This window comes from Campylobacter sp. BCW_4323 (assembly GCF_001763115.1).
Lineage (GTDB): Bacteria > Campylobacterota > Campylobacteria > Campylobacterales > Campylobacteraceae > Campylobacter_D > Campylobacter_D jejuni.
In genome coordinates this window covers 51,647-75,097 of sequence record NZ_MJYC01000064.1, presented here as the reverse complement: position 1 = coordinate 75,097, position 23,451 = coordinate 51,647, and the positions used below count along the sequence as shown (strand labels likewise).

At 31.1% G+C, this 23,451-nt stretch carries 18 protein-coding genes; 15 read left to right on the top strand and 3 right to left on the bottom strand.

From position 1 onward, the window contains the following. From AJN60_RS06235 to cueO, 3 genes are read right to left on the bottom strand one after another with little or no spacing between them, the layout of a single operon-like run. A complete protein-coding gene (locus AJN60_RS06235) occupies positions 1–447 on the bottom strand; it encodes a molybdopterin synthase catalytic subunit (protein WP_052950185.1) in 447 nt (148 codons plus the stop codon). Then, complete coding sequence (locus tag AJN60_RS06230) at positions 448–669, bottom strand: MoaD/ThiS family protein (protein WP_070286109.1); 222 nt, start codon at positions 667–669, stop codon at positions 448–450. It abuts the gene before it with no gap. Between the two features lies 1 nt (position 670). Next, positions 671–2,212, bottom strand: a complete 1,542-nt coding sequence (gene cueO / locus AJN60_RS06225; protein ID WP_070286108.1) for a multicopper oxidase CueO — start codon at positions 2,210–2,212, stop codon at positions 671–673. 123 nt (positions 2,213–2,335) lie between these two features. Here cueO and nspC point away from each other — a divergent pair, with 123 nt between their 5' ends. The 15 genes from nspC (at position 2,336) to AJN60_RS09565 (ending at position 23,451) form a co-directional block, all read left to right on the top strand. Next, positions 2,336–3,484 carry a carboxynorspermidine decarboxylase gene (gene nspC, locus AJN60_RS06220; protein WP_070286107.1) on the top strand — a complete coding sequence of 383 codons (1,149 nt, stop codon included), beginning with the start codon at positions 2,336–2,338 and terminating at the stop codon, positions 3,482–3,484. Between the two features lie 303 nt (positions 3,485–3,787). Further along, positions 3,788–4,501: a TorD/DmsD family molecular chaperone gene (locus tag AJN60_RS06215; protein WP_079861556.1), complete on the top strand. Its 714-nt coding sequence runs from the start codon at positions 3,788–3,790 to the stop codon at positions 4,499–4,501. Then, positions 4,476–4,667, top strand: coding sequence for a twin-arginine translocation signal domain-containing protein (locus AJN60_RS06210; protein ID WP_002851537.1), 192 nt, complete (start codon positions 4,476–4,478; stop codon positions 4,665–4,667). The genes AJN60_RS06215 and AJN60_RS06210 overlap by 26 nt, the downstream gene beginning before the upstream one ends. Then, on the top strand, positions 4,667–7,471 hold the full coding sequence (locus AJN60_RS06200) for a formate dehydrogenase subunit alpha (protein ID WP_079264430.1): 2,805 nt from the start codon (positions 4,667–4,669) through the stop codon (positions 7,469–7,471). The genes AJN60_RS06210 and AJN60_RS06200 overlap by 1 nt, the downstream gene beginning before the upstream one ends. Next, complete coding sequence (fdh3B, locus tag AJN60_RS06195) at positions 7,468–8,109, top strand: formate dehydrogenase FDH3 subunit beta (RefSeq protein ID WP_002851264.1); 642 nt, start codon at positions 7,468–7,470, stop codon at positions 8,107–8,109. Before AJN60_RS06200 ends, fdh3B begins: the two co-directional genes overlap by 4 nt. Beyond that, positions 8,106–9,038 carry a formate dehydrogenase subunit gamma gene (locus AJN60_RS06190; RefSeq protein WP_070286106.1) on the top strand — a complete coding sequence of 311 codons (933 nt, stop codon included), beginning with the start codon at positions 8,106–8,108 and terminating at the stop codon, positions 9,036–9,038. Before fdh3B ends, AJN60_RS06190 begins: the two co-directional genes overlap by 4 nt. Before the next feature lie 166 nt (positions 9,039–9,204). Then, entirely contained in the window at positions 9,205–9,987 is a 783-nt protein-coding gene (gene fdhD, locus AJN60_RS06185) for a formate dehydrogenase accessory sulfurtransferase FdhD (protein ID WP_070286105.1), read from the top strand. Further along, entirely contained in the window at positions 9,980–10,717 is a 738-nt protein-coding gene (locus AJN60_RS06180) for a winged helix-turn-helix domain-containing protein (protein ID WP_002855349.1), read from the top strand. The genes fdhD and AJN60_RS06180 overlap by 8 nt, the downstream gene beginning before the upstream one ends. A 113-nt stretch (positions 10,718–10,830) precedes the next feature. Continuing rightward, positions 10,831–12,933: an aspartate chemotaxis receptor CcaA gene (ccaA, locus tag AJN60_RS06175; protein WP_070286104.1), complete on the top strand. Its 2,103-nt coding sequence runs from the start codon at positions 10,831–10,833 to the stop codon at positions 12,931–12,933. A 110-nt stretch (positions 12,934–13,043) separates the two neighbouring features. Then, the gene (gene yedF / locus AJN60_RS06170; protein WP_002862157.1) at positions 13,044–13,616 is read left to right on the top strand and encodes a sulfurtransferase-like selenium metabolism protein YedF; all 573 of its coding nucleotides are present in this window, start codon (positions 13,044–13,046) and stop codon (positions 13,614–13,616) included. Positions 13,617–13,625: 9 nt separating this feature from the next. Beyond that, the gene (gene selD, locus AJN60_RS06165; RefSeq protein WP_079860645.1) at positions 13,626–14,648 is read left to right on the top strand and encodes a selenide, water dikinase SelD; all 1,023 of its coding nucleotides are present in this window, start codon (positions 13,626–13,628) and stop codon (positions 14,646–14,648) included. A 129-nt stretch (positions 14,649–14,777) separates the two neighbouring features. Beyond that, positions 14,778–18,266: a proline dehydrogenase family protein gene (locus AJN60_RS06160; protein WP_070286103.1), complete on the top strand. Its 3,489-nt coding sequence runs from the start codon at positions 14,778–14,780 to the stop codon at positions 18,264–18,266. Between the two features lie 17 nt (positions 18,267–18,283). Next, positions 18,284–19,753, top strand: a complete 1,470-nt coding sequence (gene putP / locus AJN60_RS06155; RefSeq protein WP_070274658.1) for a sodium/proline symporter PutP — start codon at positions 18,284–18,286, stop codon at positions 19,751–19,753. A gap of 73 nt (positions 19,754–19,826) precedes the next feature. Then, positions 19,827–22,796: a type I restriction endonuclease subunit R gene (locus tag AJN60_RS06150; protein ID WP_070286102.1), complete on the top strand. Its 2,970-nt coding sequence runs from the start codon at positions 19,827–19,829 to the stop codon at positions 22,794–22,796. Next, entirely contained in the window at positions 22,789–23,451 is a 663-nt protein-coding gene (locus tag AJN60_RS09565; RefSeq protein WP_070286101.1) for a restriction endonuclease subunit S, read from the top strand. Before AJN60_RS06150 ends, AJN60_RS09565 begins: the two co-directional genes overlap by 8 nt.

Genomic DNA, 23,451 nt, shown 5'->3' with positions numbered 1-23,451 from the left:
TTATCCTTTTAAAAGTCCTGCACCGCAAAGTTTGGTTGATCTTTCTTTAGCATAAATTCTTTCTTTGTTTATCACATCATACTTCCAAATAGGTGCGCTTGCTTTAAAATCTTCAACAAATTCATTAAGGAGTTTAAGTCCTAATTTTCTTTGTTTGCTTAAAATTCCTGCAAAATAAGAGCTTTCATGAACCGCCACATCGCCTATAGAGTGAGCAAAAAGCAAGCTAATACCATCAAAATCTACTCTTTTTTGCCACTCATTAAACCATTTTTTTAAAAGCGGTTCATAAATATCAAAACTAAGTGCCTCAATGCCTCCTTCTTCACGCACAATACCACAAAAAGTCAGCAAAGCACCGCAGTTTTTATCCTTGGCAAATTCATACCATTGGCTATAAATTTTAGGAATATCTAAAGAACCTTGATAAAGTGTAAAATGTTCCATTTAACCCCCACAAACTGGCGGTAAAAGTGCTATTTTATCACCTTCTTTTAACTTAGTGTTTTCATCAAAAATGATTTCATCGTTTAAAGATACGGCACAAAGTTCTAGCCATTCTTTTAAACTCTCATCTTTTTGCAAAATTTCTTTTAATTCTTTTAAATTTTTTACCTCAAACTCTAAATTGTCTTTATTTATGGGGCCTAAAAATTCCACTTTTACCATTTTATTCCTTTACTTCTAAATTTCCCATCATTCCTAAATCTTCATGTTCTAAAATATGGCAATGATACATTCTAAGTCCTTTAAAATCTTGTTTCATTCTAAGTCTTAACTCTTCATTAGGACGCACATTTATAGTATCTCTTAAGGCTCTAAATTCAGCTTTTTGAACTTTTCCATTGAGTTTTGATGAGATGAGTTCAAATTGCGTGCCGTGTATGTGGAAAGGATGATCCATGTGAGATTTGTTTATCACTATCCAGTCTTCAACTACTCCAAGCTTGGAGCTTAAATCAATGCGTTTTAAATCATAGCTTTTGCCATTGATTAAAAACATAGACGCAAGAGCGATTTTTAATTCGCTTTCACTTTTTCCCATCATACCATGCATTTGCATATGATCTTCACTCATGATTATTTCTTTAAATTCCTTAGGTTCTTCTGAAGGTTTGAAAATTTTTAAATTTTTTGGAAGTTCTACATTTTCTTTTTTTAGGTTAATATTGGCTAGAAATAGGGTATTAGGTTCTTCTTTTACCATCATTTTATCCCTATCATAATAAGCACTTTCTAGCTTAAAATTCCCATCTTTTGGAGCGTCGATTAAAACTTCTATGCGAGAAGCAGGACTTAAGAAAAGTTCTTCTTTATAAATAGCTTTTTCTATAAGTCCACCATCAGTACCAACAAGTATAAACTTAGCTCCTTGTATGCGTAAATTTAAATATCTTGCTGCAGTAGCATTATAAATGCGTATGCGTTCGTTTGTGGCGAGTTTGATTTTAGGTTTAAATTGTCCATTGATGAGTACAAATTCTCCTTCTCTACCATTTAGCCAATCATTTAGGTTATTGTTTGGAATTTGAGCGTTTTCATCAAGACGCAAATCGCTAATCATCAAATCTTTTTCTTTTAAATGACTTAAAGCATCTTTTTTTGCTTTGATCACAAAAGCCCCTGCTAAACCCATAAAAACTTGTTTAGAAGCGGTATAATGAGGATGCGGATGATACCAGTAAGTTCCTGCGCTATCTTGAGGAATTTCAAAACGATATATTCTTTCTTCTCCTGCTAAGATAGGATCATGTGGGCTTCCATCTTGATCAGGTGGCACAGGAATGCCATGCCAATGTATAGTTGTAGCTTCTTTGAGTTTGTTTTTGACTAAAATTTCAAGTTTATCTCCTTCAAAAACTTCTATTTTTGGAGCAGGCACGAGGCCATTGTAAGTATAAAATAAGGTTTTTTTACCTTTGATAAGCTCTATATGATTTTCTTTGATTTCTAGGGTAGCACGAAAAATATTTTTTTCTTTACTTTCATTTTTGAGTAAAGGCAAGGCTTTTAAAATTTCTCCTTGGGGGAATTGTTTTGGATCTAAAAGCTTTAAATTTTTTGGAGCAAAGTTTATAAAAGAAGTATCTAAGTCATGATTTATAGAATGATTTTTATGCATGGAGTGCATATCGTGCATAGGATTTGCATAGGCTACACCCATACTTGCTAGAGTAAGTGCATTAAATTTTAAAAAATTTCTTCTATTCATTAGTTTTTCCTTTTGCTTGATTTTTTGTATTATAGTCATTATTTTTTTAACTTTAGTAAATATTTATTTTGAAAATTTGGTTTAATTTTGTTATGATTTTAGCAATTTAATCAAGGAAAAATAATGTTTTATGAAAAAATTCAAACTCCAGCTTATATTTTAGAAGAAGATAAATTAAGAAAAAATTGTGAGCTTTTAGCAAGTGTTGGCGAAAAAAGTGGTGCTAAAGTGCTTTTAGCTTTAAAAGGTTTTGCTTTTTCAGGAGCGATGAAAATTGTCGGAGAATATCTAAAAGGTTGTACTTGTAGCGGACTTTGGGAAGCAAAATTTGCTAAAGAATACATGGATAAAGAAATTCATACTTATTCTCCTGCTTTTAAAGAAGATGAAATCGATGAAATAGCCAGTTTATCTCATCATATAGTGTTTAACTCTTTAGCTCAATTTCATAAATTTCAAAGCAAAACACAAAAAAATTCCTTAGGCCTTCGTTGTAATATTGAATTTTCTCTAGCTCCAAAAGAACTTTACAATCCTTGTGGAAGATACTCAAGACTTGGAATTCGTGCTAAAGATTTTGAAAATGTGGATTTAAGTACCATAGAAGGACTTCATTTTCACGCACTTTGCGAAGAAAGTGCTGATGCTTTAGAAGCTGTTTTAAAGGTTTTTGAAGAGAAATTTGGCAAATGGATAGGGCAAATGAAATGGGTGAATTTTGGAGGAGGACATCACATCACTAAAAAAGGCTATGATGTTGAAAAACTTATTGCTTTGTGTAAAAATTTCAGTGATAAATATGGTGTACAAGTTTATCTTGAACCAGGTGAAGCGGTGGGTTGGCAAACAGGAAATTTGGTTGCTAGTGTAGTAGATATCATAGAAAATGAAAAGCAAATTGCTATTTTAGATACTTCAAGCGAAGCACATATGCCAGATACTATCATCATGCCTTATACAAGTGAAGTTTTAAATGCTAGAATTTTAGCCACAAGAGAAAATGAAAAAATTTCAGACTTAAAAGAAAACGAATTTGCCTATTTACTTACTGGAAATACTTGTTTAGCGGGTGATGTAATGGGAGAATACGCCTTTGACAAAAAGCTTAAAATCGGCGATAAAATTGTTTTTTTAGATCAAATTCATTACACCATTGTGAAAAACACAACTTTTAATGGTATAAGACTTCCAAATCTCATGCTTTTAAATGCAAAAAATGAACTTCAAATGATAAGAGAATTTTCTTATAAGGATTATTCTTTAAGAAATTAGTATTATTTATAATTTGCATAAAATATTAATTTTACTCGGAAGAGAATCAAAGGTATAAATTTTATGCAAAGTATTTTATTTTTTCAAATATAAAATCAACTCAAATATCTAATTTTCAATACTTTTGTATGATTTTTTAAGATTTTAAATCCTTGTGGAATTTTATTGAAATTCAGTGATTTTTAAATCAAATAGTATTAAGATAAATCGATTTAAAAATCGACTTTAAAATGAATATTAGGTATATTTTGCATAATATTCATTCAAGCAAAATTTAAAGCTATTTTTGAAAATTTTGAATGCATGGGGGCTTTAATGGATTTGGAAAAATTAAGATTAGCTAGAAGTCTTTATTATCAATGTCTAGGAGAGCTTTTTGTTTTTTCATTTTCTGAAGAAAGATTGTCAAAATTACAAGAGTATTTAAAGACAATGCAAGAATGTTTATTTGATGAAAATTTAAAATCAAATTTTGATATCTTGCTTAAGCATTTAGATGATGAAAATTCTATACAAGCATTTTTTAAAGAATATGATTTGCTTTTTTTAAGTCTTAAAAATAGCATTCCAACGACTTTTTCTTACATAGAAGAAGGTTTTGAAAATTCAAATCCTTTACTTTGCGTGCGTCAAATTTTAGTCAGAAGTAAAATAAGACGCAATGAAAAATTTTTTAAAGAAAGTGAAGATAGTGTTGGATTTTGTTTATTGTTGATGAGTGAATTTTTAAGGCAAAATGAAGATGATTTAGCCAAAGAGCTTTTTGAAAAAGTGATCAATAAAAGCATTGATGAGTTTTTAGGCGATGTTTTCATGAATAAAAATGCGAATTTATATAAGGAAATTGCAAGTATTGCATCGGCTTTTATGGAATTTGAAAGACTTTGCTTTGAAATGGAAAAACCTGCAAAAATAAATTCTAAAAAAGTGCAAAACGATCTATCGCGTTCAGAATTTTTAAGAAGAGAAGCAAATAAACAAAGGAGGACTCGTGAAAAATCGCAGGGAATTTCTTAAAAAATCCGCTTTTGCCTTAGGGGCTGCTGGAGTGCTTGGTAGCACAACTTTAGCTCTAGCTAAAGATGAAGAAAGAAAAGATTTGGTTAAAGGTAAAAGTAAGAAAAAAGAAGTGCTTTTTCAAAGAAGTGCTAATTGGGAAAATTATTATATAAAGGCTGAGTAATGTCAAGTGTAGGTGAAAATATCAAGCTTACGCGTCGTTCTTTTCTTAAAATGGCAGCACTTTCAAGCCTAGCAACACCGTTGCTTGCTAGAAGTGAAACTTTAAGAGAAGCGAGTGCTGATGAGCTTAAAGAAGCTTATGAAGGTAGTAAAAAAGTAAAAACAGTTTGTACAGCCTGTTCTGTAGGCTGTGGGATTATTGCAGAAGTGCAAAATGGTGTTTGGGTGCGTCAAGAAATCGCTCAAGATCATCCTGTGAGTTCAGGTGGACATTGCTGCAAGGGATCTGATATGATCGATATGGTGCGTTCACATGTGCGTTTAAAATATCCTATGAAAAAAGAAAATGGAGAATGGAAACGCATAAGTTATGAGCAAGCTTTAAGTGAGATCGGAGAAAAACTAGCTGCTTATCGTAAAGAAAATCCTGAAAGTGTTATGTTTTTAGGTTCTGCAAAACTTAATAATGAACAAGCTTATTATATAAGAAAATTTGCAGCATTTTTTGGAACGAACAATGTAGATCATCAAGCTAGAATTTGACACAGCGCAACAGTCGCCGGTGTGGCGAATACATTTGGTTATGGCGCTATGACAAACCATCTTGGAGACATCCAAAGAAGTAAATGTATCATTATCATTGGAGCAAATCCAGCGGTAAATCACCCTGTGGGTTTTAGACATTTCTTAAAAGCAAAAGAAAAAGGTGCAAAGCTTATCGTTGTAGATCCTAGATTTACAAAAAGTGCAGCAAAAGCGGATATTTATGCAAGAATTCGTCCAGGAACTGACATTGCTTTCATGTATGGAATGCTAAAAATCATCTTTGATGAAGGTTTAGAAGATACAAAATATCTTGATGAAAGAGTTTTTGGAATTGATAAAATTCGCGAAGAAGCAGCAAAATGGACAGCCGAAGAAGTAGAAAATGTTACGGGAATTTCTAAAGAACTTTTGGTGCAAATCACTCACGAAGTAGCTAAAAACAAACCAACTACGCTTATTTGGGCTATGGGTTTAACTCAACATACTGTAGGAACTTCAAATACGCGTTTAGCACCTATTGTGCAAATGGTACTTGGAAATATAGGTAAATTTGGTGGCGGAGTTAATATCTTACGCGGACACGATAATGTTCAAGGTGCTTCGGATATGGCTTGTTTGAGTGAAAATTTACCTGGTTATTATCCTTTAAATGAAGCGACTTGGAGATACTATGCCAAAATTTGGGGTGTGGATTATGAATGGCTTTTAGGAAATTTTGTAAGTAAAGATTGGATGCATAAAACCGGACTTTCACTTGCTAGATGGTGGGCAGCAGCTTTAAATGGAAAAGATGGAAATGATGCTATCGATAATGCAGGAACGCCTTTAAAAGCTTTAGTAGTTATGGGAAATGGTATCACTTCAACCGCACAACAAGTAAAAGTTAAAGAAGGTTTGGAAGCTTTAGAGCTTTTAGTTTTGGCTGATCCTTTTGTAAATGAAGCAGGGATTATCGCAGAAAGAAAAGATGGGATTTATCTTTTACCTGCAGCAACACAGTTTGAAACAAGCGGAAGTGTAACAGCTACAAATCGTAGTGGACAATGGAGATTTAAGGTTGTAGATCCACTTTATGAAAGCATGGAAGATCAAGAAATTTTATTTGAGCTTTCTAAAAAATTAGGTTTTTATGAAGACTTTACCAAGACTTTACGCGATGAAAAAGGTGAGATCGTTTGGCCTGAAAATGCAACAAGAGAAATTGCAAAAGCAGTTAGAAGTATAGGGCTTAATGGTTGGAGTCCTGAAAGGCTTAAAAAACATACTTTATACTGGGATAAATTTGATGAGGTAACTTTAGAAGGAAAAGACGAAGTTGCTGGCGAGTATTACGGGCTTCCTTGGCCTTGTTGGAGTGATAAGCATCCAGGTTCTCCTGTGCTTTATAATACCGACATTGAAGTAGCAAAAGGTGGTATGGGCTTTAGAAACAATTTTGGACTTGAGTATGAAGGAGAGAGTTTACTTGCTAAAAATGCACCTTTAAATTCGCCTATTGATACAGGTTATCCACAAATTACTAAAGATAATATAGAAAAAGTTTTAGGCATTACTTTAAGTGCCCAAGAAAAAGAAAAAATGGGATCAACTTGGTCTTATGATGATAGCAATATCATAGCAACTAAATGTATAGAAAAAGGCATAGTTCCTTATGGAAATGCTAAAGCTAGAGCTGTAGTTTGGACTTTTAAAGATAAAATTCCACTCCACCGTGAGCCTTTACATTCTCCAAGAAACGATTTGGTGCAAAAATATCCAAGTTTTGAAGATCAAAAAGCACTTTATCGCGTGGATACTAAATTTGTTTCTGTACAACAAGCTAAGGATTATTCTAAAGAATTCCCGCTTAATCTTGTTACCGCAAGACTTGTGAATTTAAATGGTGCAGGTATGGAAAATAGAGCATCTATGTATCTAACGCGTTTAACACCTGAAATGTTTTGTGAGATCAATCCTGAATTAGCAAAAGAGCAAGACATTAAAGCAGGAGATATGATTTGGGTACATTCTCCAGAAGGCACTAAAATTCATGTAAGAGTGAAGGTTAATCCAGGTGTAGCAAAAGATATGATTTTCTTGCCTTTCCATTTTACAGGAGTTATGCAAGGCGTGGATTTAACGCACAATTTCCCAGAAGGAACTAAGCCTTATGCAAGCGGAGAAAGTGCTAATACGGTAACAAATTATGGTTATGATATCATGTGTCAGATTCCAGAGACTAAAGGTGGGCTTTGTAGAATCAGTAAGGATGGAAAATGAGTAAGGTAAATTTTGCAAATTTAGAAAAAGAACGCTTGAAATTCTTTTGTGATAATGAGCGTTGTATTGATTGTAATGGTTGTGCGGTAGCTTGTGATGAAGCACATGAGCTTCCTATTCATATTCGCCGCCGCCGTGTGATTACTTTAAATGAAGGAATTCAAGGAAAAGAAGTTTCAACTTCTATTTCTTGTATGCATTGTGATGATGCTCCTTGTTCTATCGTTTGTCCTGTGGATTGTTTTTACATCCGTGCTGATGGTATTGTTTTGCACGATAAAGAAATTTGCATAGGTTGTGGATATTGTCTTTATGCTTGTCCTTTTGGTGCACCACAATTTCCAAAAGATAGTGTTTTTGGAAATAAAGGCATTATGGATAAATGTACTATGTGTGCAGGTGGCCCTGAAGCAACGAATTCAGAAAAAGAAAGAGAACTTTATGGTCAAAATCGTATCGCAGAAGGAAAAGTTCCTGTATGTGCTGCGATGTGTTCGACAAAAGCACTTTTAGTAGGTGAAAGTTCTAAAATAGAAGAGATTTATCATAATAGACTTATGAATAGAAATTATGGCATTCCAAATCCTTCAGAAAGTTTGGAGTGGAAGATTGCTTACACAGGAAAGGAACGCTTATGAGAAAAGTATTTGTAACGCTTTTGTTAAGCGTGGTAAGTTTATTTGCTTATGGTAGCGAGAGAATGGGACAAGATACCCAAATTTGGGATTTTCATCGTATTACAAATATCCCAAATTATGATACTTTTGGCAAACTTTGGACAACTTTGCAAGGTGAATATATAGCTACTATAGCTTTAATCGCTATTATTGCGGTATTGTCTGCATTTGCTTTGCATTATATGGTTATAGGACCTAAGCAATTTTCACACGATGGAAAGAAAATTTATGCTTTTACATTATTTGAAAGACTTTTTCATTTTATCGCGGCAATTTCTTGGGTGATTTTAGTGCCAACTGGTTTTGTGGTGATGTTTGGGGCGACTTTTGGAGGTGGACTTTTTGTAAGAGTTTGTAAAAATTTACATGCTTTTGCAACGGTTTTATTTATCATCTCTATAATCCCTATGTTTTTATGGTGGATTAAAAGAATGCTTCCTGCAAGTTATGATATCAGATGGATGATGATAGTAGGTGGTTATTTAAGCAAAGTAAAACGTCCTGTACCTGCAGGTAAGTTTAATTTTGGTCAAAAATCTTGGTATTATATTGCTGTTTTTGGTGGATTTTTGATGATAATTACAGGTGGATTTATGTATTTTCTTGATTTTAATTCCACGGCAATTCAAGGTCTTTTTGGTTTAACTCAAATTGAACTTTTAAGAATTTCAGCTATAGTGCATAATTTCTTGGGTATAGTGTGTGCAGTGTTTTTTGGTGTGCATATTTATATGGCAGTATTTGCAATCAAAGGCAGTATCCATTCTATGATTAGTGGTTATAAGGAAGAAGAGGAGGTTTATATTTTACATTCTTATTGGTATAAAGAATTAAGCAATAAAAAGCAAATTGAACCTAGTTTTTCTTATGATCCTAATGTAAAAATTTAATCTTTAACCGCTATGTTATTGCATAGCGGTAGTTTTAAGCTTTTTTGAAATAAATAGAACGAATTTTATTTTATAAGTTGAATCTAAAATCTATTTTTCCATATATAAATTTGTTATTTATGTTTTTTTGATATAATATTATTTAAAGATATTTAAAGGATAAGGTATGGATCCATTATTTACAACTCAGATTTTAAAATATAAAGGTGATGAATCTTTTACATGCGATGATACTTTAGTGCGTGAAATTAAGCTTGAAATTTTTATTAATGATGAAAGAGTAGGCGCTTTAATGGCAACTCCTGTAGATGAACAGGCATTAGCAATAGGGTATTTAATGAGCGAAAATATCATTGCAAAAGTAAGCGATATTGAGAACATAGAAACAAAAGATGATGGTATGAGTGTGCATATCAAAGCAAAGATTGATAAAGAAAATTTAGCAAAGCTTAATGCTGAAGGCGTAGTTATAAGTGGTTGTGGTAGAGCACATACTGCAAATATCGATTTAGAAGCCATTGAAGCGAGTAAAATTAGTTCTGATATAAAATTTAGCAAAGATGAAATTTTAAAACAAATGAGTACTTTTTATACTCAATGTGAGCTTTATGAGAAAACAGGCTGTGTGCATACGGCTAAGCTTTTTGTAAATGAGAAAACTTTTTTTATAGGTGAAGATATAGCCCAGCATAATACCATAGATAAAGCTTTAGGAAAGGCGCGTTTAGCTGGGGTTGATTTAAGTCAATGTTTTTTAATGGTTAGTGGAAGGCTAAGTTCTGAAATGGTAGCTAAAGCAGTTATGCATAAAATTCCAGTGCTTGTTTCACGCACGGCTCCTACTTGTTTAGGAGTTATGATAGCAAGAAAATTTGATTTAACGCTTTGTGGTTTTGCTAGAGAAAATAAGATCAATATTTATAGTGGAGAATTTAGAATTCATGGATAAAAACCAAGAAAAAGAAATCATCTCATACATGAGAGAATTGTTAAATAGTAATGAAAAATTAGATTGTGGTACGGCTTTTAAAATTGCAAAGAAATTTAATGTAAATATAGAAAAAATCGGACAATTAGCCGATGAAAATCACATGAGAATTGATAATTGCGAGTTGGGGCAATTTGGACATTTAGATTTTGAAAAAGCAAAGATTGAAGTGCTTAAAAAAATAGAACCTAGTTTAGATGAAAAGCGTAGAATTTTTTGTAAAGATGCAAGAGATATTGCTAAAGAAGGTTGTGGACTTAAAAGTATGCGTTCAGCTTTAAAAGCTTATAAGGTTGATGTAAAGTATTGTCAACTTGGTTGTTTTAAAGAAAAAAAAGGTAAGCAATTTATAGTAAGAACAAAAACTTGGATTGAAAATGCGGATGGAGATTTGCTTTTTGGACGAGGAAAAACAGAACTTTTAGAGCTTATCGGACAAACAGGTAGTTTATTGCATGCTTCTAAACTTATGGGGATTAATTATAAAAAAGCTTGGATGCATTTACAAACCTTACAAAAAAATTCTCAAGAAATTTTAGTTAGCACACGACAAGGACGCTCTAAAGAATCAGGAACAAAACTTACTCCTAGAGCTTTAGAATTAATGGAAAATTACTCTATTTTGCAAAAGGACATAGAAGAATACGCTAATAAACGCTTTAAAGAATTGTTTTTAAAAGGAAAAAAATAAATCTTCTATCAAAAAATACTAATACATAATATTTTTATAATTAATTAATATTATTTTTTAAAAAAATATGTTAAAATATAAAATCCAAAATTTTATTTTTAGGAGTTATTAAGATGTTTAAATCTTTAAATATAGGTTTAAAACTTATTTTTTCTGTAGCAACTGTTGTTGTTATTGGGCTTATTATTTTAATCTCATTAATCACAAAACAAGTAAGTCAAAATATTACCAAAAATACAGAAGATATTCTAGCTTCTATCACGAAAGAATATGCTACCCAAACTCAAGGAATTTTTGGGGAAATGATTGCTTTAAATAAAAGTATTTCAGGTACTTTAACAGAAATGTTTAGATCAACTTCAAAAGAAAATTTAGATATAGACAGTATAACAAATATTATAACCAATACTTTTGATAATAGTGCTTATTCTAATTTTACTTATTTGTATCTTATTGATCCGCCAGAATATTTTAAAGAGGAGAGTAAATTTTTCAATACTCAAAGTGGAAAATTTGTTATGCTTTATGTTGATGAAGAAAAGGATAATAAAGGCGGGATAAAAGCAATACAAGCTAGTGATGAAATAGCTAATTTACAAGTTGTGCAAGATATATTAAAAAAAGCAAAATATGGGGAAAATAAAGTATATATAGGACGTCCTATTAGGATGAATTTAGAAGGTCAAGATTTTGATGCTGTAAATATTGCTATGCCTATATTTGACCGAAAGAATCAAGTTGTAGGTGTTATCGGTATGACTTTGAATTTTTCGGCTATTGCTACTTATCTTTTAGATCCCAAGAGTCAAAAATATGATGGAGAGTTAAGAGTTCTTTTAAATTCAGATGGTCTTGTTGCAATTCATCCTAATAAAAATTTGGTTTTAAAAAATTTAAAAGATGTCAATCCTAACAAAGGCGCACAAGAGACTTATAAGGCTATGAGCGAAGGAAAAAATGGAGTTTTTAACTATATAGCTTTTGATGGTGATGATTCTTATGCCGCGATTAATAGTTTTAAAGTGCAAGATAGCTCTTGGACAGTTTTGGTAACTGCCCCTAAATATTCAGTTTTTGAACCTTTGAAAAAATTACAATTAATTATTATTAGCGCATCTTTTATTTTTATTTTTGTTGTTTTGGGAGTGGTTTATTATTGCGTAAGAAAAATTGTTGCAACAAGATTACCAATTATTCTTAACTCTTTAGAATCTTTTTTCCGTTTCTTAAATCATGAAAAAATTGAGCTAAAATTAATTAAAATTCGAGCCAATGATGAATTAGGGGCAATGGGAAGAATCATAAATGAAAATATTGAAAAGATTCAAATATCTTTAGAGCAAGATCAAAATGCTGTAGATGAATCGGTGCAAACTGCTAAAGAAATCGAAAAAGGTAATTTAACTGCAAGAATTACTAAAAATCCTATAAACCCTCAATTAGTAGAACTTAAAAATGTTCTTAATAGAATGCTTGATGTTTTGCAAAGTAAAATTGGTTCTAATATGAATGAAATTAATAGAGTTTTTGATAGTTATAAAGCGCTTGATTTTAGCACAGAGGTGCTTGATGCTAAAGGCGAAGTTGAGATTACAACTAATATTTTAGGTAAAGAAATTAAAAAGATGCTTGTAGCTTCTTCAAATTTTGCTAAAGATTTAGCCAATCAGTCAGAAGAGTTAAAAAATTCTATGCAAAAACTTGCTGATGGCTCTAATGCACAAGCGAGTTCTTTAGAACAATCGGCTGCAGCTGTAGAGGAGATTAATTCTTCTATGCAAAATGTAAGTGGAAAAACAGTTGAGGTTGCTTCGCAAGCTGATGATATAAAAAATATTGTCAATGTGATTAAAGATATCGCTGAGCAAACGAATCTTCTTGCTTTAAATGCAGCTATTGAAGCTGCACGTGCTGGAGAACATGGGCGTGGTTTTGCAGTTGTTGCAGATGAGGTAAGACAGCTTGCGGAAAGAACAGGAAAATCCTTATCTGAAATCGAGGCAAATATTAATATACTTGTTCAAAGCGTAAATGAAGTAGCAGAATCTGTAAAAGAACAAACAGCAGGAATCACACAGATTAACGATGCTATAGCACAACTTGAAACTGTAACTAAGGAAAATGTCGAAGTTGCAAATGTTACCAATAATATAACAAATGAAGTCAATCAAATTGCTGCAGCAATTCTTGAAGATGTGAATAAAAAAAGATTTTAAAAAAGCTCATTTTTGAGCTTTTGAATTTTTTCTATATTATTTAAAATTTTTAAACACAAAACAAGTAATAAAATAATATTATTTTTCAAAGCTAATATTAAGGAAAAATAATGAAAATTGATTGTCGCAATCTTTCTTGTCCTCAGCCTATAGTTGAAACAAAAAACGCTCTTGAAAAACTTCAAGAAAATGAAATTTTAGAAATTGTTTTAAATTCTATTATTTCAAAAAATAATGTTGTAAAATTTCTTAACTCTTTAAATTTAAATCCTATTATAGATGAAAATGCACAAGAGTTTTGCATCAAAGTACAAAAAAAGAATTTTAATTCTAGTGAAATAAATGTTCACGATTATAATGTTTTATTTTTAAAAACCGACAAAGTGGGTGAGGGTGAATTGGGACAAAATTTACTTGTAGGATTTTTAAGTACCTTAAAAAATTTAGATCATGCTCCAAGTAAAATTCTTTGCGTAAATGAAAGTGTTTTAATCAATGTTGATGAAAATCATAAAGCACATTTAGCTATGAAAGAACTTGAAAATTTAGGTATTGAGATCATAAGTTGTGGAGCTTGTCTAGAATTTTTTAATAAAAGCAAAGAACTTAAAATAGGAAATATAGGCAATGCTTATGAAATTTTAAACGAGCTTTTTGGTAAAGCAAAAATCATTACTCTATAAGGAAAAACACTGCAATATAAAAATCAAAATTTAACGCATTTTGTTAAAGCAGCAGGCTGAGCAGCGAAATTAAGCCCGGGTGGTCTTAAAACAATTTTAAATTTCATGCAAAAAACTCCTGCTTTACTTAGTGATATCGGAAATAATGAAGATGCAAGCGTATATCAAATCAGCCCCGATTTAGCTTTGGTGCAAACGCTTGATTTTATCACTCCTATAGTAGATAGTGCTTATCATTTTGGTGCTATTGCTGCAGCAAATGCTTTAAGCGATGTTTTTGCTATGGGTGCAGAGGTAATTAATGCCTTAAATATAGTAGGTTTTGATACTTGCAATCATGATTTAAACATCTTAAAAGAGCTTTTAGAAGGTGCAAATGATAAAGTTAAAGAATGTAATGCTTTAGTCGTGGGTGGCCATACTATAGAAAGCACCGAGCTTTTTTTTGGACTTAGTGTTACAGGAAAAGTACATCCTAGTAAATTTATTGCTAATAATACTTCTAAAGTTGGAGATTGTATCATTTTAACCAAGCCTTTAGGAACAGGAATTTTAAGTACAGCTTTAAAGGCGCAAATGTTAAATCAAAAACATTTAGATATAATGCTTAAAAACATGATGGAGTTAAATTATAAAGCCAGTCAAATTGCTCTTAAATTTCATCCAAGCGCCATGAGTGATGTTACAGGTTTTGGACTTTTAGGACATTTAAAAGAAATGCTAAATAAAAATATTTCTTTTGAAATTTTTGAAAGTGAACTTCCTTTTTTAGATGGAGTAAAAGAGTATTTTAATATGGGTTTAATTCCTGCTGGAGCTTATAAAAATTTAGAATTTATAAAAGAACTTACCCCTGATTTAAATGAAGAAAAATTATTACTTTGTGATCCACAAACTTCAGGAGGACTTTTAATTTCTATAAGTGAAAAAGATTCCTTAGAATGTTTAAAAAAACTAGAAGATGAAAATATTCAAGCTAAAATTATTGCTAAGGTTGTAAATAAGCAAGAAAATGATATTATCATTTCTTAATTTTTGTTACTTATATACCCATTAAAATTTTTTTTATCATTTTTTATACATTTTCTATGATTTAAAATATTATTTTTATCTTATTTATATATTATTTATTAAAATTTATTTTATCTTAGGAGATACGAAATGATACAAAAAGCTTTAGCCTTAGCTGAAGAATTACAAGGACAAATAGAAGCCAATATTTCAAATTCTGAAAAAGAATTTCATGCTAAAATGCAAAAACTTCTTAATAATCCCAAAAATAAAGTTATGCTTATAGAGCTTTTAGATCGTTCTTTTAGATGTAAAGATAAAAATGCAAGTTTTGAGCTTATAGAATATACTTTGAGTAAATATGGCATAGCGGATTTTTTTAGCACTTTTGAAAAATTCCTACTTTTTAGCTTTTTAAATTTTGGCAAATTTGCTCCTAATTTAAGTGTACCTTTTTTTGTCAAACATTTAAGAGAAGATACTAAAGCTATGGTTCTAGATGCAAATCTTAGTGTTTTAGAACCACATATTAAGAAAAGAAAAGAGCAAGATAAAATTACCTTAAATGTGAATTTAATCGGCGAAGAGGTTTTAGGTGAAGCTGAGAGTAAATATCGTATGCAAAAATACGAAGAAGCCTTAAAATCAAGCTATATCACTTATATTTCCATAAAAATTACTACTATTTTTTCACAAATTAATATTATAGATTTTAATTATTCCAAAGAAGAGGTCGTAAAAAGACTAGATTATCTTTATGCTTTAGCCTTAGAAGAAGAAAAAAAACAAGGTGTATCTAAATTTATCAATCTTGATATGGAAGAATTTAGGGATTTAGAGCTCACCGTTGCAGCTTTTATGGAAAGTGTGGCTAAATTTGATATTAAAGCAGGGATTGTTTTGCAAGCTTATATTCCTGATTCTTATAAGTATCTTAAAAAACTTTTTGCTTTTTCAAAAGAGAGGGTTTTAAAAGGTATGAAGCCTATTAAGATCCGTTTTGTTAAGGGTGCTAATATGGAAAGTGAAGAAACCATTGCGTCTCAAAGGGGTTGGGAGCTTCCTACTTTTTACAAAAAAATAGATACTGATAGTAATTATAATAAAATGCTTGATTTTATTCTTGAAGGAGATAATTATAAATACATCAACATAGGAATTGCAAGTCATAATATCTTTGAGATTGCTTATGCTTATACACGCATAAGTGAAGTGGGTGCTTTGGATTCTTTTACTTTTGAAATGCTTGAAGGTATGAGTTTGCAATGTTCTTATGAATTATCTAAAATGCATGATCTAATCCTTTATGCCCCAGTTTGCGATGAAGCACATTTTAACAATGCTATTGCTTATCTTGTAAGACGCCTTGATGAAAATACAAGTGAAGATAATTTTATGCGTTATTTTTTCAATCTTAAAGTAGGAGATAAGAACTGGAATATCCAAAAAGAACTTTTTTTAAAATCTTTAGAAGGCATAAAAACTCTTGATAATACTACACATCGTAAGCAAGATAGAAATAAAGAATCAAATATCATAAGTTCTTATGAAAGTAAAAAATTTAGCAATGAAAGCGATACGGATTTTATTTTAGCACAAAATAGAGCGTGGGCTAAAGAAATTAAAACTAAATATGAAAATTTAAAAGATTATGATGTTTATCCTGTTATAGGCGAACTTGATTTTAAAGCAGAAAATTTAAATGTTTTAGAAGTTAAAGATAAGATCGAAGATAGAGTTATAGGAAAGGCTTATTTAGCAGGGGAAAAAGAAATTAAACAAGCTTTAGAAGTAGCTAAAAATTCCAAATATACACAAAAAAGTCATGATGAAATTTATCAAATTTTAGCTAAAAGTGCAAAACTTATGAGAGAAAGAAGGGGAGATTTGATAGGTTTGGCAGCTTTAGAGGTGGGCAAAACCTTTTTAGAGATCGATCCTGAAGTAAGTGAGGCTATCGATTTTATAGAGTTTTATCCGCACTCTTTAGAAGAGCTTAAAAAACAAAATCCAAAAGTTAAATTCACGCCTAAGGGCATAGGGGTTACCATAGCTCCTTGGAATTTTCCTATAGGGATTTCAGTGGGTACCATAGCTGCACCACTAGCTGCAGGTAATGTGGTGATTTACAAACCTTCTTCACTTTCAACCCTAACAGGTTATATGCTTTGTAAGTGTTTTTGGGATGCAGGTATTCCAAAAGATGCTTTGATTTTCTTACCTTCAAAAGGAAGCGATATTTCTAAATATTTACTTGTTGATGAAGCGATTAAATTTTCAATTCTTACAGGAGGAGAGGATACTGCTTATGCTATGTTAAAAGCTAATCCAACCTTGCTTTTAAGTGCTGAAACGGGAGGAAAGAATGCGACTATAGTTTCTAAATTTGCTGATCGTGATAGTGCGATTAAAAATATCATTCATTCTGCGTTTAGCAATAGCGGTCAAAAATGCTCAGCTACTTCTTTGCTAGTCTTAGAAGAAGAGGTTTATCATGATGAAGAATTTAAAAAGACTTTAGTGGATGCTGCAAGTTCTATGGCAGTGGGCAGTCCTTTTGAATTTAAAAATAAATTAGGTGCTTTAGCTGATAAGCCAAGTTCTAAAGTTCAAAAGGCTTTGGATGAATTACAACCTTATGAAGAATGGGCATTAAAACCTAAGTTTTTAGAGGATAATCCTTATTTAATGACTCCAGGCATAAAATACGGCACTAAAAAGGGTGATTTTACCCATATGAATGAACTTTTTGTGCCGATTTTAAGTGTAATGAAAGCTAAAGACTTAAAAGAAGCTATTGATATAGTAAATTCCACAGGTTATGGTTTAACTGCAGGTTTTGAAAGCTTAGATGAAAGAGAATGGGAGTATTTTCACACTCATATAGAAGCAGGAAATATTTATATCAATAAACCAACCACAGGGGCTATAGTTCTGCGTCAACCTTTTGGTGGGATTAAAAAATCTGCCATAGGTTTGGGTAGAAAAGTGGGAATTTATAATTATATCACTCAATTTTTAGAGATTAAGCAAGAAGATTTTGATGATCATTTAATTGAAGATAAATTTTCAAAAAAATTAGCACAAATAGATTTAAAAGAATCACAAGATTTTATGAACGATTTAATTAAAATGTCTCAATCTTATGCTTATCATTATAAAAATGAGTTTAGTGTTTCAAAAGATTATGTCAATATTCGTGGAGAAGATAATCTTTTTTCTTATACTAAAATAAAGAATATGGTTTTAAGACTTTGTGGAAATGAAAGCTTAAAAGATGTTTTAGGGGTGATTTTAGGTGCAAATATTGCAAATATTGATCTAAGTATTAGTTATGATGAACAAGATATTAGTATGATGGAACAAATTGTTCAAAGTATAGGAGCAAAAGTACTATTTTTAAAAGAAAATAAAGAAAATTTTATCAAGAGCATTAAAGAATATGAAAGAGTGCGTTATTTGGCAAAGCCAGATGTAAATGATGAGATTTATAAAGAGGCTGCAAAGCTTGCTAAAATCATCATAAGAGAAAAGCCATTGTTAAATGGTCGTTTTGAACTTTTAAATTATTTTAATGAAAAAGCTTTAAGTATATCTTTTCATCGCTATGGAAATTTAGGCATTAGAGCGATATCTTAATGATTAAGGAGAGATTGATGGAAGTGGTTCAAATTAATACCCCAATAGCAGTGATGTTTGTAGTATATGCCTTATTGATGCTTTATATAGGTTTTTATTTTTATAAACAAAATAAAAATTCAGAGGATTATTTTTTAGGTGGGCGTACTATGGGGCCTGTGATATCTGCACTTAGCGCAGGGGCTTCTGATATGAGTGGTTGGCTTTTAATGGGATTACCAGGAGCTTTATATGTAAGTGGTTTTATAGATTCTTATATTGCGATCGGGCTTACTATAGGGGCTAGTTTAAATTGGATTTTTGTGGCAAAAAGACTTAGAATTTATACCAGCGTGATTGCAAATTCTTTGACTATTCCTGATTATTTTGAAACTCGTTTTGATGATGATAAACATATACTGCGCATCGTATGTGCGGTGGTAATTTTGATATTTTTTACCTTTTATGTTTCATCAGGGCTTGTAAGTGGAGCAAAACTTTTTGAAAGTACTTTTGGTATCAGATATGATTATGCTTTAACTACTGGAACGATTATTATTGTTGCTTATACTTTTTTAGGTGGATATAAGGCAGTTTGTTGGACGGATATGATACAAGGGCTTTTAATGATGATGGCTTTAATCATTGTGCCTTTGGTTATGCTTTATCATTTAGGTGGCTTTGGTGAAGCGATGAATATAGTAAGAGAAATAAAGCCACAAGCTTTATCTATGGGCGAAGGAGTAGGAGTTATAAGCATTATATCTGCACTTGCTTGGGGTTTGGGTTATTTTGGTCAACCACATATTTTAGTGCGTTTTATGTCGATTCGTTCTACTAAAGATATTCCTATGGCCACTTTTATAGGTATTGCTTGGATGGCGGTTTGTCTTTTAAGTGCTTGTATGATAGGTATTTTGGGTATAGCTTATGTGTATAAATTTGAATTAAGTTTGCAAGATCCTGAAAAGATTTTCATCGTGATGTCGCAACTTTTATTTAATCCTTGGATAGCAGGTATTTTACTCAGTGCTATTTTAGCGGCTATTATGAGTACGGCAAGTTCACAATTATTAGTTTCAAGTTCTACTATAGCAGAAGATTTTTATAAAAAGATTTTTAGAGAAGATGCGCCAAGTCATGTTGTATTAAATTTAGGTAAATTAGGTGTTTTATTAGTAGCTGTAATAGCGTTTTTGATTTCTACTGATAAAAACTCAAGTGTTTTGAGTATAGTTTCTTATGCATGGGCTGGATTTGGAGCTTCTTTTGGTTCTGTAATGCTTTTTTCTTTATTTTGGAGTAGGATGACAAGAGTAGGAGCGATTTTAGGTATGATAACAGGAGCTGCTACTGTGGTACTTTGGAAGAATTTTGCAAATTCGGGTCTTTATGAAATAGTTCCAGGATTTTTAGCAGCTTCGGTGGTGATTATTATTGCAAGTTTACTTACTAATGTCCGCTCAGGAACTAAAGCTGCTTATGAAAGGATGTTAAAAGAGCTTTGAAAATCTCTAAAAATCCCTACTTTTGTAGGGATAATTGTGTATAATTTCCTAAATTATATTTTTAGGTTTTTTTATGAATGATTTAATGACGCAAAATGACAACACTACTATTATTACAGAATATAAATTCACACCAAAAGAGCCAAAAGCTTATCAAAGCGAAGAGGATTTAGAAAGATTTCTTATTAAAGAACTTACACTTCAAGGCTATGAGCGATTAAATTTAAGCGATATAAACGATCTTGAATCTAATTTTAAATTACAACTTCAAAGGCTTAATAATATCTCTTTTTCACCGACAGAATGGGAAAGTTTTTATAAGCAAAATATCACTAATCTTAAGCTAACTTTTGAAGATAAAACTAAAATGCTTCAAAGCGATGGTTTTACACTTACACTTGAAAAAGAAGATGGAAGCAAGAAAAATATTATTTTGATAGATAGAGTTAATCCTATTAATAATCACCTTCAAGTTATCTCGCAGTTAAAAAATGAAAATGGAGAATTTAAAAATCGCTATGATGTTAGCATTTTAGTAAATGGACTGCCTTTGGTGCATATTGAGCTAAAAAGGCGTGGGGTGAATCTAAAAGAAGCTTTCAATCAAATCAGGCGTTATCAAAAAGAAAGCTTTTTAGAGCGCAATGCACTTTATGAATTTGTGCAAATTTTTATTATTTCAAATGGCACACTTACTAAATACTATAGCAACACAAACCAGCACAAAGCTAAAAAATCACAAAACGATAATTATGCTTTTTGTATGAGTTTTTCAGATGCTAAAAACAATATTATCGAAGATTTAGAAGACTTTGCAAAAACCTTTTTAGCTAAAAGAAATTTGCTTAATATCCTTACAAAATATTGTGTTTTTAATGCAGATAATGAATTGCTTATCATGCGTCCTTATCAAATCGCAGCAAGTGAGAGGATTATAGATAAAATTAAAATCGCCCATAATCACAAACATTATGGCAGTGTAGAAGCAGGGGGCTATATATGGCATAGCACAGGAAGCGGAAAGACTTTAACTTCCTTTAAAACAGCGATTTTAGCCACAAAACTAAACTTTATTCAAAAAGTGCTTTTTGTTGTAGATAGGAAAGATTTAGACTATCAAACGCAAAAAGAATATGATAAATTTGAAAAAGGTGCAGCTAATGCCACTAAAAATACCAATGAGCTAAAGCGTCGCATAGAAAGCACAAAAGAAGATGAGAAAATTATCATTACCACAATTCAAAAGCTTTCAAAATTCGTGCAAAAATATGAAAATTCTCGCATTTTTGATTCTGAAATCGTCTTTATTTTTGATGAATGCCATAGAAGTCAATTTGGCTTAATGCACGAACAAATTATCAAGAAATTTAAAAAATACTATATTTTTGGTTTTACTGGCACGCCGATTTTTGAAGAAAATGCTAGCAAAAATTATTTTGTTAATAGTGATAAAAATTTAGAGCTTAAAACCACGCAAAGCACTTTTGGTACTTGTTTGCATTCCTATACGATTTTAAATGCGATAAAAGATAAAAATGTCTTACCTTTTAAAGTAAGTTATCATTCTACAATGAAGCAAATTGAAAGTGATTCAGATAAGAAAATTCTAACCATTGATAGAGAATCAAGCCTTTTAAATGATGAAAGAATAGAAAAAATCACAAGCTATATTTTAGAGAATTTTAATCGTCACACCAAAAGACAAAACGCTTATATGCTTAAAAATCAAAGAGTGCAAGGTTTTAATGCTATTTTTGCTACTGCTAGTGTGGATTTTGCCAAAAAATATTATGAAGAATTTAGCAGACAATTAAAACAAAACAAACAAGATTTAAAAGTTGGCATTATTTACTCTTATGAACAAAATGAAGATTTAGATGAGTTTGCAAGTGATAGTCAAAGTGCAAAAGAGTTTTTAAGCAATGCGATAAAAGATTATAATAGTTATTTTAAAAGTGATTTTAGCTTAGAAAAATTTGACAATTATTATAAAGATATATCCCAAAAGCTTAAAAATAAAGAGCTAGATTTGCTTATAGTTGTTAATATGTTTTTAACAGGCTTTGATTCTAAAACGATCAATACTCTTTATGTGGATAAAAATCTCAAATACCACGGACTACTCCAGGCTTTTTCACGCACCAATAGAATCTTAAATGAGCAAAAAAATTGCGGCAATGTCGTGTGTTTTAGAGATTTAGAAAATGCCACAAATGAAAGCTTAAAAATGTTTGGTGATGAAAAAGCATCAAGCATTGTTTTGCTAGAAAATTTTGCTTTTTATTTTGAAAAATATAGTGCGTTAGTGGATGAATTAAAACAAAAATTTGAACTTTTAAATTTTCCATTAAAAAGCGAAAAAGAGCAAAAAGAATTCATTAAAATTTTCAATGAAATTTTAAAACTAGAAAATATTTTAAATCTCTTTGATGAATTTAAAAACCCTTTAAACATCAGAGATAAACAAGACTATCAAAGCTACTATTTAGAGCTTTATACTGCAATCAAAATTAAAAAAAGAGTGGAAAAAGAAAATATCAATGATGATTTAATCTTTGAAATCGAGCTGATTAAACAAAATGAGATCAATGTAGACTTTATATTGTTCTTGCTTGAAGAGTATCACAAAGATTCCAAAGAAAAGACAAAAGAAAATATTTTAAAAACCATTATTTCAAACCCAAGCCTAAGGGATAAAAAAGAGCTAATCGAAGGGTTTTTAAATGAGATTGATCATAATAAAAATAGCGATTATAAAAGCCTTTTTGAAAGTTTTATGCAAAGAAAAAAAGAGCAAGAATTACAAAAAATCATAGAAGATGAAAATTTAAATGAACATTTGACAAAAGAATATTTAGATGAAGCCTTTGGGCTAAATTTCTTCCAAGATAAAGGAGAGGGCATAGGAAGACTTTTACCGCTTATTAATCCTTTTGCTCCAAAGAGTGAAGGAAATGACGAAAAACGACAACAAATCATTAATAAACTTAAGAGTTTTTTTGATAAATTTGTAGTTTTTCTTAAAAAGGAAGAGAATGAATAAAATAGAAAAATTATTAAATGAGCTTTGTCCTAATGGCGTGGAGTTTAAGAGTTTATGGGAAATTGGGGAGTTGTCAAATACAGGAGTTGATAAAAAAATAAGAGAAAACCAAAAAGAAGTTTTTCTTTTAAATTTTTTAGATGTGATGAATAATCACTATATTAATAAAAATATTCCTTCAATGAAAGTAACTGCCTCAGAAGCTGAAATACAAAAATGTAATATTTTAAAAAATGATTTATTTATTACTCCATCGTCTGAGAATATTAATGAAATTGGTTTTGCTTCTGTTGCAATTGAAGATATGCCTAATGTTTGTTATAGTTATCATATTATGCGTTTTAGGATTTTCAATAGACAAATTAATCCTTATTTTTTGAGATATTGTTTTGATTCTGAGAATCTGCGAAAACAAATTTTAAAAAATGCACAAGGAATTACTAGATTTGGTTTAACTCAACCCAAGTGGAAAAATCTCCAAATCCCTATCCCACCGCTTGAAATTCAAGAAGAGATAGTAAAGATTCTAGATGCTTTTACAGAGCTAGAAGCAGAGCTAGAAGCAGAGCTAGAAGCCCGCCGCCGTCAATATGAGTATTATCGCAACAAGCTTTTATCTTTTGAGTATCTAAAAACTAATGGGGGGGGGGTATAA

What these genes read in the sequence shown, in the direction of transcription:
- AJN60_RS06180 (WP_002855349.1), top strand. Translation starts at nt 9,980, where the DNA reads ATGGATAAAAACCAAGAAAAAGAAATCATCTCATACATGAGAGAATTG.
- ccaA (WP_070286104.1), top strand. Translation starts at nt 10,831, where the DNA reads ATGTTTAAATCTTTAAATATAGGTTTAAAACTTATTTTTTCTGTAGCA.
- cueO (WP_070286108.1), bottom strand. Translation starts at nt 2,212, where the DNA reads ATGAATAGAAGAAATTTTTTAAAATTTAATGCACTTACTCTAGCAAGT.
- putP (WP_070274658.1), top strand. Translation starts at nt 18,284, where the DNA reads ATGGAAGTGGTTCAAATTAATACCCCAATAGCAGTGATGTTTGTAGTA.
- AJN60_RS06215 (WP_079861556.1), top strand. Translation starts at nt 3,788, where the DNA reads ATGGGGGCTTTAATGGATTTGGAAAAATTAAGATTAGCTAGAAGTCTT.
- AJN60_RS06160 (WP_070286103.1), top strand. Translation starts at nt 14,778, where the DNA reads ATGATACAAAAAGCTTTAGCCTTAGCTGAAGAATTACAAGGACAAATA.
- yedF (WP_002862157.1), top strand. Translation starts at nt 13,044, where the DNA reads ATGAAAATTGATTGTCGCAATCTTTCTTGTCCTCAGCCTATAGTTGAA.
- AJN60_RS06150 (WP_070286102.1), top strand. Translation starts at nt 19,827, where the DNA reads ATGAATGATTTAATGACGCAAAATGACAACACTACTATTATTACAGAA.
- AJN60_RS09565 (WP_070286101.1), top strand. Translation starts at nt 22,789, where the DNA reads ATGAATAAAATAGAAAAATTATTAAATGAGCTTTGTCCTAATGGCGTG.
- AJN60_RS06235 (WP_052950185.1), bottom strand. Translation starts at nt 447, where the DNA reads ATGGAACATTTTACACTTTATCAAGGTTCTTTAGATATTCCTAAAATT.
- AJN60_RS06230 (WP_070286109.1), bottom strand. Translation starts at nt 669, where the DNA reads ATGGTAAAAGTGGAATTTTTAGGCCCCATAAATAAAGACAATTTAGAG.
- fdh3B (WP_002851264.1), top strand. Translation starts at nt 7,468, where the DNA reads ATGAGTAAGGTAAATTTTGCAAATTTAGAAAAAGAACGCTTGAAATTC.
- nspC (WP_070286107.1), top strand. Translation starts at nt 2,336, where the DNA reads ATGTTTTATGAAAAAATTCAAACTCCAGCTTATATTTTAGAAGAAGAT.
- fdhD (WP_070286105.1), top strand. Translation starts at nt 9,205, where the DNA reads ATGGATCCATTATTTACAACTCAGATTTTAAAATATAAAGGTGATGAA.
- AJN60_RS06190 (WP_070286106.1), top strand. Translation starts at nt 8,106, where the DNA reads ATGAGAAAAGTATTTGTAACGCTTTTGTTAAGCGTGGTAAGTTTATTT.